We start from the raw sequence: 12750 nt of genomic DNA on the forward strand, positions 1-12750 counted from the left end.
CGCTCGCTTGGTTTCTTCTTTGGCTCTCAGCAGTCGGGCGTCACGCAACCAGTCGCTGATCCCCTGCCCCGTCCGGGCTTATTCCCGGGCGCGGCGTCCTCCCATCCGGCGTTAGAACCGGGCGCTGTCAAAATACGCGCGGGTGTGCGCGGTATCCTGCATGGTCTCTTTGCTCAGGTCGGGCTCTGCCGCCTCGGCCTGCTGCGCACCGGTCGCAACCGCCACCGCCGCAACGGGCGCCGTAGTTCCGGCCAGCTTCAGAAAGTCACGGCGCGATGCCCCGTCCTCTTTCTTCGTCATGCGATCGTCTCCTCTCGCTGTTTCGGGCAGGTCACCCCACCCCTTCTGACGCCTCAGTCGGCGCCGCTCATCCGGAAGGCTTCCGCCTCCACGGCCATGAAAATCTTCCCCACTGTCCCGACCGGCGTGTAGAAAACGGACGTCTTCGCCTCTTCCAGATCGGTAAAGAAGTGGCCCCCCCAGGAGCCGATATGCTTGTTGAAGAACTCTTTCTGCGCGCCCAGATCGGCGGGCGTGCCAAAGCGGCCCACGATCATGGCGGCCATCATCTCCATAAGGCTGGCAATGCTGTCTTCGGGCTCGAACACCGTTTCCGACCGCTGCATCCCGATGCGGCTCATGTCCTGACGAAGCACGGCCAGCGGCTTTTCATTCAGGAACCCGGTCAGGTAATAGCTGGCAAAGGGCAAGAGCTCGCCACGACCCAGACCGATGAACAGTTTGTTAAACTCGGACTGCGCCGCGCGTGGCTTGGTCACGCGCGCCAGCTTGGCAAGTGTGCCAATGGCCTGCCCCAGCTCCGTCTCGTCCCCGGACAGACCCGCTGTCTGCGCCAGCAACATCTCGTCTGGCGGTCCGGCCAGCAGCGCGCCCAGAAAGTTGTAAAGATCGGCGCGGGCCCGATCCATGTCTGCGATTTGAATGTCTTCAGCGGCTGTCATTTTCGGGTCGTCCATCATGCAGTGTCAAAGGCAAAGCGCATCCGGCGTTGCGGCATCGCTGTGGGTTCGGGGTCTGGGTCTGGAAGGGGCGCAGGTTCGGCGGCCAAGATCATCGGCGCCTCGTCCTCGACGTCTTCTATCTCTTCGGCGGGGGCCTCTTCGGTGTCCTCATCGGCCTCGTCCTCAAGGAACGCCGTCGCCATGCCCTTACCTACCTGATACACGGTCTGCATCTTCTCGATGACCATGGCCGCGTCGGTGAAGTCCTCACCGTAGTCCACCAGCCCATCCAGATTGGCGAGCACTGGGTTCAACCGCCACAGACGGCGCAGCGCGCGTGTCTTGAGGCGTTGGGGCAATTCAGCCTTGAGAAAGTCACGGACCGCATCGGGGCTATCCAGCGCCTCCGGTTCCGGCAGGTTCAGTTCGGCGAGGATCTCTTCATCTGGCCGCTCTTCCAGCTTGGCCGCTTCAGCCTGAACCGCACGCGCCTCCAACGCCTGCTCTTCGGCTTCCACGCCAGCACGACGCCGAGACCAGAAATCCCGTGGTTTATGTGTTGGGGCGCTCAATGCACCCGCCTCCGCTGACGCGCGGGCGACGCATAGATATCCGCCGCCGTCGCAATCCGCGGATCGCCGATGCCATCCTGCGTCAGATCTGTCCGCTTCTTGTCGCGCTTGCGTTTGATGAACACCTCTTCCTCGTGGAAGTTGGTGACAAAATTCTGCACCCAGGCCACGAGACCAGCAGGCATCGCGACCTTCTCGACGATCTCTTCACCGCTGTCGGTGTAATCCTGCGCCTCATAGGGCGACGCCGTGACCAGAACGACGTCCAGCGGCTGATCACTCACACCCTCGCGCATCACCACGTAGATGCTGGGTACCTCGGCAGACAGGCCATGCAGATACGCCTCTGTCTCCGCCCCGTGCAGGTCCAGCGGCAGGGTCGCGGCATGGTATTCCACCGCCTCGCCCTCGCGCCGCAGCTCCTGCCAATCGGCAGGACTGGCACCGGGCAACACGGCCACAGCTTTCCAGGAATAGGAGGCCCAACGCGTCACGCCGGGCAGTCGTCGCAAAACAACGCCCAAGGGCATAGATTGGTACTTGTCTGGGTTTCGGATCAACCTATCTCCTCCGTACAGTTATCAAACTGCCTAATTTCTGATCCGAGAAGCGTCTTATGTGAGGTTTCACGGTGTTTGCGAAAGCAAAGGCAATTTGGCCACCCTGTCCCACCGATCCGCAACGCAATGGACGAATTGTCCATCATGAGCGTTTCAGTCGGGAATACCGCAGTATACCGAATCACGAATCACTTGAGCCAATTCGGCACCGTCTGGCCCGGTCGCGACACAAGAAATCGGTTTGTGAACGCCTACGAATCGGGGCTACGCTACGCCAAACATCAAGCCGGACGACGGGATTTTCAGCCGTCGCAGCAAGGGGAAAACACGTGGCCAAGTCACTGATTACATGCGATTGTTTGGGCACCCAGACCATCGACGCCGAAGGGTTGTCACAGGCCACCGGCCTCGACGTCCGCCCCCCCTGTTCGGCGCTTTGCACCACTCAGCTAGACCGCGCCCAAGCCGCGCTTGAGGCGGGCGATGCAGTTTTTTGCTGCACCCAGGAGACACGGGTTTTCGAGGAGTTGGCAGAGGGTCTGGACCTGCCTGCACCCCCCACCCTCGACCTGCGCGACCGGGCGGGGTGGAGCGGTGATGACGTTCCAAAACTGCCCAAAATGTCCGCACTCATCGCCGATGCGATGCTGCCGGGAGAGCCGGAAAAGACCCTCGATGTGGTCAGCGAGGGGCTGTGCCTCATCCTCGGCCCCGCTGAGGTGGCGTTGGACGCCGCCGCGCAGCTCAAAGATCACCTCGGCGTCACAGTCCTACTGAACGATGCGAATGACGTCCCGGACACCCGCGATTTCGACGTGGTCGTGGGCAAGCTGCGCCGCGCCTCTGGTGCCTTCGCCAACTTCGAAGTAGTCATCGACGCCCTGCAACAGATCGAACCGGGTGGGCGCGGGGCCTTCACCCTCACCGACCCGCAAAACGGCGCGAAATCGCAATGCGACATCATCCTCGACCTGCGCGGCGACACACCCCTGTTTCCGGCCCATGAAAAGCGCGACGGCTACCTGCGCGCCGACCCCAGCCACGCACCGGGCGTCGCGGCGGCCATCCTCGCCGCCTCGCACCTGACCGGCACGTTTGAAAAGACACTCTACGTCAAAACCACACCCCTGCTCTGCGCCCATTCCCGTGCGGAACAGACCGGCTGCACCAACTGCCTCGGCCTCTGCCCGACCGGGGCCATCACCTCCGCCGGCGAACACGTCGCCATCGACCCGATGATCTGCGCGGGCTGTGGCGCATGTTCCGCCGCCTGCCCTTCCGGCGCCATCATCTACGATGCGCCACCGGTCGACCTGACGATGCGCCGGGTGCAGACGATGGCTAAAGCCTTCCTCGACGCAGGCGGCACAGCACCCCGCCTGCTGGTCCATGACAGCCACGGGTCCGAGATGATCCGCCTCTCCGCTCGTCACGGACGCGGCCTGCCCGCCGACGTCATCCCGCTGGAGATGTCAGCCATCGGCGCCTTCGGCCATGCGGAAGCGGTCGCCGCCCTCGCCGCAGGCTTTGCAAGCGTCACACTCCTGCCCGGCCCCAAGGCCGATGTCCCCGCACTAGAGACACAAGTCGCACTCACCAACGCCATCGCAGGCGCGGGCAAAGCGACCCTACTCGACACACCCGACCCCGACGCGATGAGCGATGTACTCTACGACGCCGAGGCCCCTGCCCCCGTCGCAACGCCTGTCCGCCCCATGGGCACACGGCGGCAGATCACCCGGCAAGCGGCCAAGGCCCTGCACCCGGGCACCGACACCATAGCCCTGCCCGACGGCGCACCTTACGGCGCCGTGTTGGTCGATACCGATGCCTGCACGCTCTGCCTGTCCTGCGTGTCGCTCTGCCCCTCAGGTGCGCTTGGCGACAACTCCGACAAGCCGCAACTGCGCTTCCAGGAGGACGCCTGCCTGCAGTGCGGACTGTGCGCCAACATCTGCCCCGAGGATGCGATCACCTACGAGCCACGCCTGAACCTCACCGACGCGGCGCTGACGCAAGAGGTATTGAACGAGGAAGAGCCCTTTCCCTGCATCGAATGCGGTGCGCTGTTCGGCTCAAAATCCGCCATCGACCGGATCACCGAAAAGCTGCAGAACCACGCCATGTTCTCGGGCGACAAGTTGCGGATGATCCAGATGTGCGACAATTGCCGGGTGCAAGCGCAGTTCCACGCAGACGACAACCCGTTCCAGGGCGGCGAACGCCCCCGCGTACGCACCACCGACGACTACCTGTCAAAGCGGCGCGATCACTGATGCTCCAGCGGCTTGCCAAGATCGGCGGGGTCCAGCACGGCCACGTAGGCCAGGATCGCCTCAAGGTCATCGAGCGTCAGCTCGATGGGTGCAATGGGCGACGGACGGTCGATGGGGAACGGGTCGGTCACGCCCTCAAGCTGGGTAAAGGCGGCGTGCGGCTTCAACACATAGAAACTCGCAAAGCGCGCCTGCCAGTCTTCAAACCCGCGCATGACGAAAAAGCTCGGCGTAGAGCCTATTCCAAAACTGTCCTTGCCCCGCTCAGTCACGTGACAGCGCCCGCATTTGTCCCACGAAACCCCCTGCCCCGCGATAGCATCACCGGTCATCTCGACCTTCGCCACGACGCGCTCCTGCACCTGCGGCTCGGTAAACAGCGGCTCTCCGTCGGGCGAAAAACCCTGCACCGTGCGACGCCCAACATCGGACGTCAGCCAGTCGGCAAAGCGCTGCGCGCCCTTGCCTTCGCCACGCAAATCCATGTGCCAGGTCTGACCGAGACCCGAAAACAACGCGCGCCCATCAGGGCCCAACACGAGATCGGCCGCAGCAGGGTCATCCACAATTTCGACCCTAACCTGGGTTTTCAGCGAAAAACGCGGCGCGATGTGCTTGATCAACCCGCTTTCAACCAAGGCAGGCGGAGCATAGAACACCACCCGTTTGTCATCGGCCATTGCCAAACCGGGCAACAGGGCCAAGATCAGTACCAACATGCGCATGGGTCCAGCCTACGGCCCGCCCACGCGCTGCGTCAACAATAGGGAGGGGGAAGCCCCATGAGCGACGATTTCAACATGTCCATGCGCAAGTTCCTGAAACAGGTGGGCGTGACGTCCCAGCAAGCCATCGAGGAAGCGATGCGCGAGGCCGAAACAGGCGGCAAGACCTACAAGGTCAAGGCCGTAGTCACCATCGAAGAGCTTGATATGACACATGAAGTGTCGGGCGAGATCACCGGACAGGACTGACACGTGACGACAAGCAGGGATGAGGTGCTGGAGGTCCTAAAAGGGATCGAGGCACCGGGCGGTGACATCGTATCGACAGGTGTGATGCGCGCGCTGAATGTGGACGGCAGCACGGTGCGCTTCGTGATGGAGATCAACCCGGCGCAGGCCTCCGCCTATGAAGGCGTGAAGGCGCAAGCCGAGGCGGCCTTGGGTGCGCTGAACGGGATCGAGAGCGTGGCGATTGTGCTGACCGGTCATACCGAAAAAGCGCCCCCGCCTGATCTGAAACCACAGCGCCCGGCCGAGCCGAAAGGGCCACAAAAAGTGCCGGGGATCGACCGCATTCTAGCGGTGGCCTCTGGCAAGGGCGGCGTGGGCAAGTCGACCGTGTCCGCGAACCTTGCCTGCGCATTGGCTCAACAGGGTCGGCGCGTGGGCCTGCTGGACGCGGATGTGTACGGACCGTCCCAACCGCGGATGCTGGGTGTATCCGGTCGTCCTGCTTCACCCGATGGCAAGACAATCCTGCCCATGCGAAACCACGGCGTCACGATGATGTCGATTGGCCTGATGATGAATGACGATCAGGCAGTCGTCTGGCGCGGGCCTATGTTGATGGGCGCGTTGCAGCAGATGATGTCTCAGGTGCAGTGGGGTGCGCTAGATGTGCTGATCGTGGATCTGCCGCCGGGCACCGGGGATGTGCAGATGACGCTCGCGCAAAAATTCGCGGTGGATGGGGCCGTAATCGTCTCTACACCGCAGGATGTGGCCCTTATCGACGCGCGCAAAGGCGTCGATATGTTCCAGCAACTCCACGTGCCCATCGTTGGCATGATCGAAAACATGAGCACGCATATCTGCTCCAACTGCGGGCATGAGGAACACGTATTTGGCCATGGCGGGGTGAAGGCCGAGGCTGAAAAACTGGGCGTGCCCCTGCTGGCCGAAGTGCCCTTGCACCTGCAGATCCGCCTCGCCGCCGATGGGGGCGCGCCGATCACTGTCAGCCAGCCCGACAGCGCGCAGGCGCGCGCGTTCCAAGAGGTCGCGGCCGACCTGGTCAAGAAGGGTGCCGCATGAGCCAGCCAGCCGTCACCTTCCCCCCGCTGATGTGGGGCGAGGAAGCGCCGGACAGTGCGTTTGACCACGCCGTCATGCGGGCGACTTTGGGCTGTGACGCGGGCCTGATCGCTTACAAATTGGGTGCAGCAGAGATGGAGGCGGCGCTTGTCTTCGCCCCCGAAGTGTCGCTGTCGAAGGCCATGACGATGCTGCCGCTGTGCGGTGTGGGATTTCAGAACGCGCTTGGTGCACTGGCCCCGCCGGAGGTCGCCGTGCACCTGGATTGGTGGGGCGGCATTCGCGTAAACGGCGCGCGCTGCGGTGGGTTCAGGGCGATGGCGTCAGGGACCGATCGCGATGCTGTGCCCGACTGGCTGGTCATCGGATTTACCCTGCCGCTGATCCCCGCCTCCGAAGACATGGGACACACGCCGGATGAAACCGCGCTTTTCGCGGAAGGCTGCGCCGAGGTTGATCCCCCTACCCTTCTGGAAGCTTGGGCGCGGCATACACTCAACTGGTTGAACCGGTGGGAAGATGAAGGGTCAGCGCCTTTACACTCAGAATGGCGCGGGTTGGCGCATCGGATTGGGGAAGATGCGGAAAATCAGTCTCTAAAAGGGACGTTTTTAGGCGTAGACGAGGATTTCGGAATGCTTCTGCGCGACGATACCACCACCCACCTGATCCCGCTGACCAAAGTGCTGGAGGCACAGACATGAAACTCGCCCGCGCGATCCATTTTGACGAAAGCGACATGAACGTCTTCGCCTCCCCTGCCCGCACGGGCGAGTGGTGCATTTCAGGCGGGTTCGAGTTTTCAAACTGGGGCGAAGGCGACCTGACCGGGAAGGCACGGCAAGCCTTTGCCAACGGCTGGTTCGGGCTGGAAACCGGCGGGCGCGTGACCTTTGTCGCGGTCACACAACTGGAACAGACCGAGCTGGAGACGCTGATCGAATTACTGGCGCAGCACTTTGTCACCTACTACGGCGCGCCGTCGGTCGAAGCCGCACGCCCCGTTGCGACTGAAGAATTGTCCCAGATGATCGAGCTTTGCGAGGACCACGACCCCAATACGCTGCTGACTGTCGCGCGGGAACTGACCGAGGCAGGGGTGCGCGAAGCCTACCGCACGATCCAGCCCCAAGATGCAGGGCTGGATCAGTTTGCGGTGCACGGGGATACCGGGCACGAGCACTGAGATCTTTGATTTCGAATTGGCGATGCAAATCCGACCGACGCGGGGGCCAGCCCCCGCACCCCCGTGGTATTTTTGGTCAGAAGAAGACGAAACCGCTCAGTTAGAGACGGGTTCAGCATTGAAGACGAACAGGGTTTCTCCGTCGATCATGTATCCGTCGATCAAGATTTGTGCCCGTTCTGACGTGAGCCATGTTTCGAGTTTGGACACGAGTTCAGTTTTTACATGGGGGTGGCGTTGCGGGTTCACGGGTAGATAGGCGTATTGGTTGAACAGGACCGGATCGCCGGCAAAGAGCAGTGCCAGATCGCCCTTGTTCCCGAAATTCAGCCAACTTGCGCGGTCCGAGAGGATATATGCATTAAGTCCCGACGCGGTGTTGAGCGCAGCCCCCATGCCAGCCCCCACGGCGCGATACCATTCGCCGAATGTGTCGGCCGCCAGATCCGCATTTGTCCAAAGGCTGAGCTCTTTCTTGTGGGTGCCGCTATCGTCGCCGCGGCTGACAAAGGCCGCATTGGATGTGGCGATCGCCTGAAGCGCCTCGCCCGCCGTTTCTGCTTCGGCAATGCCAGCCGGATCATCTGATGGGCCAATGATTACGAAGTCATTGTACATGATCTCGCGTCGATGCGTGCCATGGCCGCCCTCCACAAATGCTTCCTCGGCTGTGCGCGAATGAACGAGGATCGCATCCACGTCACCCGCCTCACCCAGCCTGAGGGCCTGACCGGTGCCGACGACGAGCAATTGCACTTCGAGGTCCAGATCATTGGCGATTTCCGGCAATAGCACGTCGGCAAGCCCGGAATTGTGGAACGAGGTCGTAACGGCCATGCGCATCTGATCGGCGGCATGCGCCATACCTGCGGCCATAACTGCCAAAACGGCCAACAACAGTCTCTGTTTCATTCCACGATGTCTCCTTGCAAAAAGGCGCGCGCTTCGGGAGTTTGCGGCGCCTCGAAAAATGCGGGTGCGGTGCCGGTTTCGTGCACCTTGCCGCCTAACATGAACACTACCTGATCTGCGATACGGCGTGCTTGACCCATGTCATGGGTGGACAGGATCAAACGTGTTCCGTCTGCCTTGGCCTGCAGCAGAATCGCCTCGATCTCGCGCATGGCGCGACCGTCGAGAGATGCGGTTGGCTCGTCAAGAAATACGAGGGCCGGGTCCGTGATCAGGGCGCGCGCGATGGCCAGCTTTTGCTGTTCACCGCCCGACAGCACCATGGCACGGCGCTGCAGATGCGGCCCTAATCCGACCTTTGCCGCCCACTTTTGCGCGGATGCACGCGCCGCTTTGCGTGCGACACCGCGCAACTGCAATGGGTATGTTAGATTTTCCTCAACCGTGCGGCGCAGGACGACGGGCTGCTGAAAGACAAAGGCCTGATGATGCCGTGCCGTCGCGGTATCGCAGGCCCACGTCACCTCTCCGCCCGTCAGACGGGCTGTGCCGTGCATCAGCCGCAACAAAGTTGTTTTGCCGGACCCGTTAGGGCCCATGACAACGCACAGCCCCTGCCCGTCCAGCGACAGATCAATCGGCCCCACAAGCCGCTTGCCACGCCGAGACGTCTCCGCCCCTTTCAGCATCAGTGGAAAGAGGTCGCTTACCATCGGCTGTCTCTTTCCGTCTGGCCGACCCAGTGGATCAACAGGTTTACCCCAAGCGCCAGAGCGATAAGGACAAAGCCCAGGGCCAATGCCAGAGCAAACTCGCCCTTGCCTGTCTCAAGGGCGATGGCAGTGGTCAGCACGCGCGTGGCATTGTCGATGTTGCCGCCGACGATCATGATTGCACCGACCTCTCCGATGCCCCGTCCAAAGCCCGCCAATGCGGCCGTCAGCAGCGCCCGGCGCGCGTCCCAGAGCAGCGTACGCACCTTTTGCATCTGCGTGACGTTCAGGGAGATCAGGAGGTCGTGATATTCGGCCCACAACTCGCGCAAAGACTGGTGCGCGATGGAGGCGATGAGGGGCACGATAATGATGACCTGCGCGATGATCATGGCCGTGGGTGTGAACAGCAGGCCAAGCGCCCCGAACGGACCGGAGCGGGACAGGAATATGTAGACGATGAGGCCGACGACAACCGGCGGCAGGCCCATCAGTGCGTTCAGCATAGCAATGGTTGCGCGACGCCAGCGGAAGCGACGGACCGCCAGCAAGGCAGCGAGCGGCAAGGCAATCAGGCATGCAATGACCAAGGCCGTGAGAGTGACGCGCAGCGACCGCAACGCAATGTCCGCCAGTTCGGCATCGAACGTGACGATCAGCCAGAATGCGTGGCGCAGACCCTCCCATAGATCGACGATGGCCGATCCTCCCCTTGCTTGTTTTGCCTGAAATTGGACGGTTTTGCAGGGGGATACCAGCCCTGTTCTAAAGGCGCGCCAGCTTGTCGCTGGCGGTTCTTGTCGTCGGCTGATCTGTGGTCAGATTGTCCAGTGTGAAAAATTGCCCACGGGCAATTCTCGCCCGTGGCATCCGAAATTGCCCGTGGGCAATTTCCGGGATCAGTCGCCGAACTCAGCACTCAGGTAGGCATCAAACGCACCCTTGAGCTGCGCTTTGGTCATGCCCGCTTCGAACTCGATCCGGACCTTGCGACCTTTTTGAACCACGGCGATGCCTTTGTCATGGGTGCTGCGGCGGTAGACTTTGCCGTCCACCTCTGGCTTGGGCTGCACCGGCTTTCCGGCGCGAGTCAAACGACGCATAACCGTCACCGCGTCCACGAACGACCCGCGCCCGGCCCGCGCGCGCTCTTGCTCGCGCCCGATGGCGCCAGCCTCTTCCAGCACGGCGCGAGATGTGTCGGATTGCGACAGAAGCGGCTTCAGCTCGCGCGCGTTCCGCTCGCGGATTTCGCGGATGTTTGGGAAGGCTTCGACAATGGCTTGCGGCAGCTTCGCCAGTTGCAGATAGCGGGACAGCCAGGGTTGGCTGACCTCCAGCCGTTCGGCCATCGCCTTTTGCTTGCCGCCATAGTAGCGCGCGACTGCATCGGCATAATCCAACGCACGTTCATAGTCCGAGATATCCTCGCGATCGCGATTCTCAATGTCCGCCAGCCGGAACGCTTCTTCGTCGGACAGTTGCCGCGCCTCGACCAGATATTTGAACTGCGTGTAGTTGTTGTTGCGCAGCCAGGATACGGCGAAGTGGCGACGTGCGCCGCAAATCACTTCGAAATCATAGTCATCATCGTCTACAGGCCGCACAATAGCTGGAAATTCCTGTTGGCCTTGGCTGCGAATACCGTCGATCAAGTCGCGGCAATTGTCCTCGGTCAGTAGCGCGTAATCACGGTTGTGCCGCGCCCACATGCGACAGCGGCCGGGATCGACCCAGCGCAGGGTCTTTTCCTCGATCTCTCCGGCCAGCCGGTCGCTGATCGCTGTGGTCCGTTTCAAAAACCTCGCACCCGCGCGGTCCGAGGCATCGGGAACGCCCTCCAGATCGCTCAGAACATCGTCGAAAATGGCATCGTGCTTGCGGGTCATAGCAGTCCCTCCTTGCGCAATTGCGCGTGATGGCTTGGCCAGGTCTTGCGGATCAGCACCTCGATCTCGCGACAGACGGCATCCAGATAGGCGCGGCAGCGTTTATGCGTTTCGGTCCGGGTGGCCGGACCAGTCAGCTCGTAGACGGTGGACAGGTTCGCCGCGGCATTGTCGATCTCGGCGCTGTCCTTGAGCACCGATTGCAACATGTCCATGGGAAAGACCGCGTCCATCATCCGTTTGATCGCCATATGCGCCGATTTCGAGTCGTTCATCTTGGTTGCGAGGATCTTAACGAAAGCATAATCGCGCGTACCGCCGTGGCGGGCGAGTTCGTTGAGCGTGGCGCCGAGCATCTTGAGGAAATGCGCAGTAGAGCCGAAATCGATGTTGTTGGGTGGGGCAGGAATGACCAATGCATCTGCCGCGCGCAGCACCGACAGCGACAGCATCCCGAGGGCAGGGGGCGGGTCGAGTAGGATTACATCGAAGCGGTCTTTGATCGTCTCTAACCCGTTGCGAAGTCGGTCCAAGACGAAGACCTGTTCACGCGCCATGCGGGCGGCGAATTCGTATTCGGCATCGTAAAGGCCGAGGTTCGCTGGGATCAGCGCAATGTTCGGCCAGTAGGTCGCGCGCAGGGCGTAGGACAGGTCTTGCGGCCCGCCATGACGGAAGAAGGGGTAGAGCGTGTCCTCTTCCTCATCGACATCCACATCGGGGTTGAGGCCAAAGACGGAGGTTGTGCTGGCCTGACTGTCACAATCCACGACGCAAACGCGGTAGCCTTGCAGGGCGAGGTGTTGGGCGAAGTGGCAGACCATCGTGGACTTGCCGACCCCGCCCTTGAAGTTCTGGATGGCAAGAACCATCGCCGGGTCGCTGTCGGCGCGGTGGGGCAGGGTGCCGAACACCTGCCGCATGCGGTTCACGTCAGCGAGGCTGTAGCCCGTGCGTCGACCCGTCGTCGGGTCTTTTTCAGGCATCGGCAAACGGCCATCCGCCTCGGCATCACGGATCAACTTGTCGCTGCGCCCGACCATGTCAGCAGCGCGTTTGACGTTGAACCGCAGGTCGAGCGACTTTTGTGCGCCGGGGGCATAGAGCCGATCCCGTAACCGGTCGATCACCGTAGACGCGCGGGTGGCGAGTTTGTCTAACTCCTCGAGGGAGACGGGGGGTAGGGCGGACTGCTCCATTTCGGACCTCTTACAGGGGTGTTAGTCCGAATCATGACGGGTGTGGGCGATTGCCTCAAGTGCAAACTTTTAGGGATTGGCTCGAAAAAAGCGGAAATTTGTGGGAGGGCTGCAAATGGTCAGAAGATGGGACTAAATGCTCCGATGTATGTAATTTTTACGCCGACTATATCGTAGCCTAACCCGAATGTACGCGTTTAGAGAGGTATCACAGACGGCTGCTCTGAAATCCCCTTAAGATCCAAATCTAAAGACACGCCTTATTCAAAGTTCTTAGTGTTCTATGTTCAGGCTGCGCAAACCCTTGTATTTTAAAGTTCAAACGGCTCTATCGCTTACGTTCCGGGGCGGTTTGGCTTACGGATCGGGATGGCAATTCCTACGTTTTGGGGCGCTTACTCTTACGTCTTGGGTGGGCTCTAATCCTTACGTTTCGGGTGAA

15 protein-coding genes are annotated in these 12750 nt (G+C 61.5%); 5 read left to right on the forward strand and 10 right to left on the reverse strand.

Annotated elements, in window-relative coordinates:
* Window positions 1-111: 111 nt before the first annotated feature.
* From RA29_RS20480 to RA29_RS20495, 4 genes are read right to left on the reverse strand one after another with little or no spacing between them, the layout of a single operon-like run.
* A complete protein-coding gene (locus RA29_RS20480; RefSeq protein WP_039689583.1) occupies window positions 112-300 on the reverse strand; it encodes a twin-arginine translocation signal domain-containing protein in 189 nt (62 codons plus the stop codon).
* A gap of 53 nt (window positions 301-353) precedes the next feature.
* Window positions 354-962 carry a molecular chaperone TorD family protein gene (locus RA29_RS20485; protein WP_039689638.1) on the reverse strand — a complete coding sequence of 203 codons (609 nt, stop codon included), beginning with the start codon at window positions 960-962 and terminating at the stop codon, window positions 354-356.
* A 14-nt stretch (window positions 963-976) separates the two neighbouring features.
* Complete coding sequence (locus RA29_RS20490) at window positions 977-1534, reverse strand: DUF3306 domain-containing protein (protein WP_039689584.1); 558 nt, start codon at window positions 1532-1534, stop codon at window positions 977-979.
* Window positions 1531-2064, reverse strand: a complete 534-nt coding sequence (locus RA29_RS20495) for a DUF3305 domain-containing protein (protein ID WP_039689586.1) — start codon at window positions 2062-2064, stop codon at window positions 1531-1533. Before RA29_RS20495 ends, RA29_RS20490 begins: the two co-directional genes overlap by 4 nt.
* A gap of 359 nt (window positions 2065-2423) precedes the next feature.
* Between RA29_RS20495 and RA29_RS20500 the strand changes: the two genes are divergently transcribed.
* Window positions 2424-4370 carry a 4Fe-4S binding protein gene (locus tag RA29_RS20500; RefSeq protein ID WP_039689588.1) on the forward strand — a complete coding sequence of 649 codons (1947 nt, stop codon included), beginning with the start codon at window positions 2424-2426 and terminating at the stop codon, window positions 4368-4370.
* Here RA29_RS20500 and RA29_RS20505 read toward each other — a convergent pair.
* Window positions 4364-5089, reverse strand: a complete 726-nt coding sequence (locus RA29_RS20505; protein WP_052249845.1) for a hypothetical protein — start codon at window positions 5087-5089, stop codon at window positions 4364-4366. The two genes, RA29_RS20500 and RA29_RS20505, sit on opposite strands and share 7 nt — an antisense overlap.
* Before the next feature lie 63 nt (window positions 5090-5152).
* Here RA29_RS20505 and RA29_RS20510 point away from each other — a divergent pair, with 63 nt between their 5' ends.
* Genes RA29_RS20510 through RA29_RS20525 form a run of 4 tightly spaced genes read left to right on the forward strand, consistent with a single transcriptional unit; the run spans window position 5153 to window position 7595 of the window.
* Window positions 5153-5344: a DUF6494 family protein gene (locus tag RA29_RS20510; protein WP_039689592.1), complete on the forward strand. Its 192-nt coding sequence runs from the start codon at window positions 5153-5155 to the stop codon at window positions 5342-5344.
* Window positions 5345-5347: 3 nt separating this feature from the next.
* The gene (locus RA29_RS20515; RefSeq protein WP_039689594.1) at window positions 5348-6409 is read left to right on the forward strand and encodes an Mrp/NBP35 family ATP-binding protein; all 1062 of its coding nucleotides are present in this window, start codon (window positions 5348-5350) and stop codon (window positions 6407-6409) included.
* A complete protein-coding gene (locus tag RA29_RS20520) occupies window positions 6406-7113 on the forward strand; it encodes a biotin/lipoate--protein ligase family protein (protein ID WP_039689596.1) in 708 nt (235 codons plus the stop codon). The genes RA29_RS20515 and RA29_RS20520 overlap by 4 nt, the downstream gene beginning before the upstream one ends.
* Window positions 7110-7595 carry a DUF6505 family protein gene (locus tag RA29_RS20525; RefSeq protein WP_039689598.1) on the forward strand — a complete coding sequence of 162 codons (486 nt, stop codon included), beginning with the start codon at window positions 7110-7112 and terminating at the stop codon, window positions 7593-7595. The genes RA29_RS20520 and RA29_RS20525 overlap by 4 nt, the downstream gene beginning before the upstream one ends.
* A 96-nt stretch (window positions 7596-7691) precedes the next feature.
* Here the strand turns inward: RA29_RS20525 and RA29_RS20530 are convergent, their stop codons facing one another.
* The 5 genes from RA29_RS20530 to RA29_RS20550 form a co-directional block, all read right to left on the reverse strand.
* Window positions 7692-8507 (reverse strand): substrate-binding domain-containing protein, encoded by an 816-nt coding sequence (locus RA29_RS20530; RefSeq protein ID WP_039689600.1) that lies wholly within the window; start codon window positions 8505-8507, stop codon window positions 7692-7694.
* Window positions 8504-9220: an ATP-binding cassette domain-containing protein gene (locus RA29_RS20535; protein WP_039689602.1), complete on the reverse strand. Its 717-nt coding sequence runs from the start codon at window positions 9218-9220 to the stop codon at window positions 8504-8506. Before RA29_RS20535 ends, RA29_RS20530 begins: the two co-directional genes overlap by 4 nt.
* On the reverse strand, window positions 9214-9918 hold the full coding sequence (locus RA29_RS20540; protein WP_039689604.1) for an ABC transporter permease: 705 nt from the start codon (window positions 9916-9918) through the stop codon (window positions 9214-9216). Before RA29_RS20540 ends, RA29_RS20535 begins: the two co-directional genes overlap by 7 nt.
* A gap of 201 nt (window positions 9919-10119) precedes the next feature.
* Window positions 10120-11109, reverse strand: a complete 990-nt coding sequence (locus tag RA29_RS20545) for a ParB/RepB/Spo0J family partition protein (protein ID WP_039689606.1) — start codon at window positions 11107-11109, stop codon at window positions 10120-10122.
* Window positions 11106-12308 (reverse strand): AAA family ATPase, encoded by a 1203-nt coding sequence (locus tag RA29_RS20550; protein WP_039689608.1) that lies wholly within the window; start codon window positions 12306-12308, stop codon window positions 11106-11108. Before RA29_RS20550 ends, RA29_RS20545 begins: the two co-directional genes overlap by 4 nt.
* Window positions 12309-12750 lie beyond the last annotated feature (442 nt).

It is taken from the genome of Tateyamaria sp. ANG-S1 (assembly GCF_000814025.1).
Lineage (GTDB): Bacteria > Pseudomonadota > Alphaproteobacteria > Rhodobacterales > Rhodobacteraceae > Tateyamaria.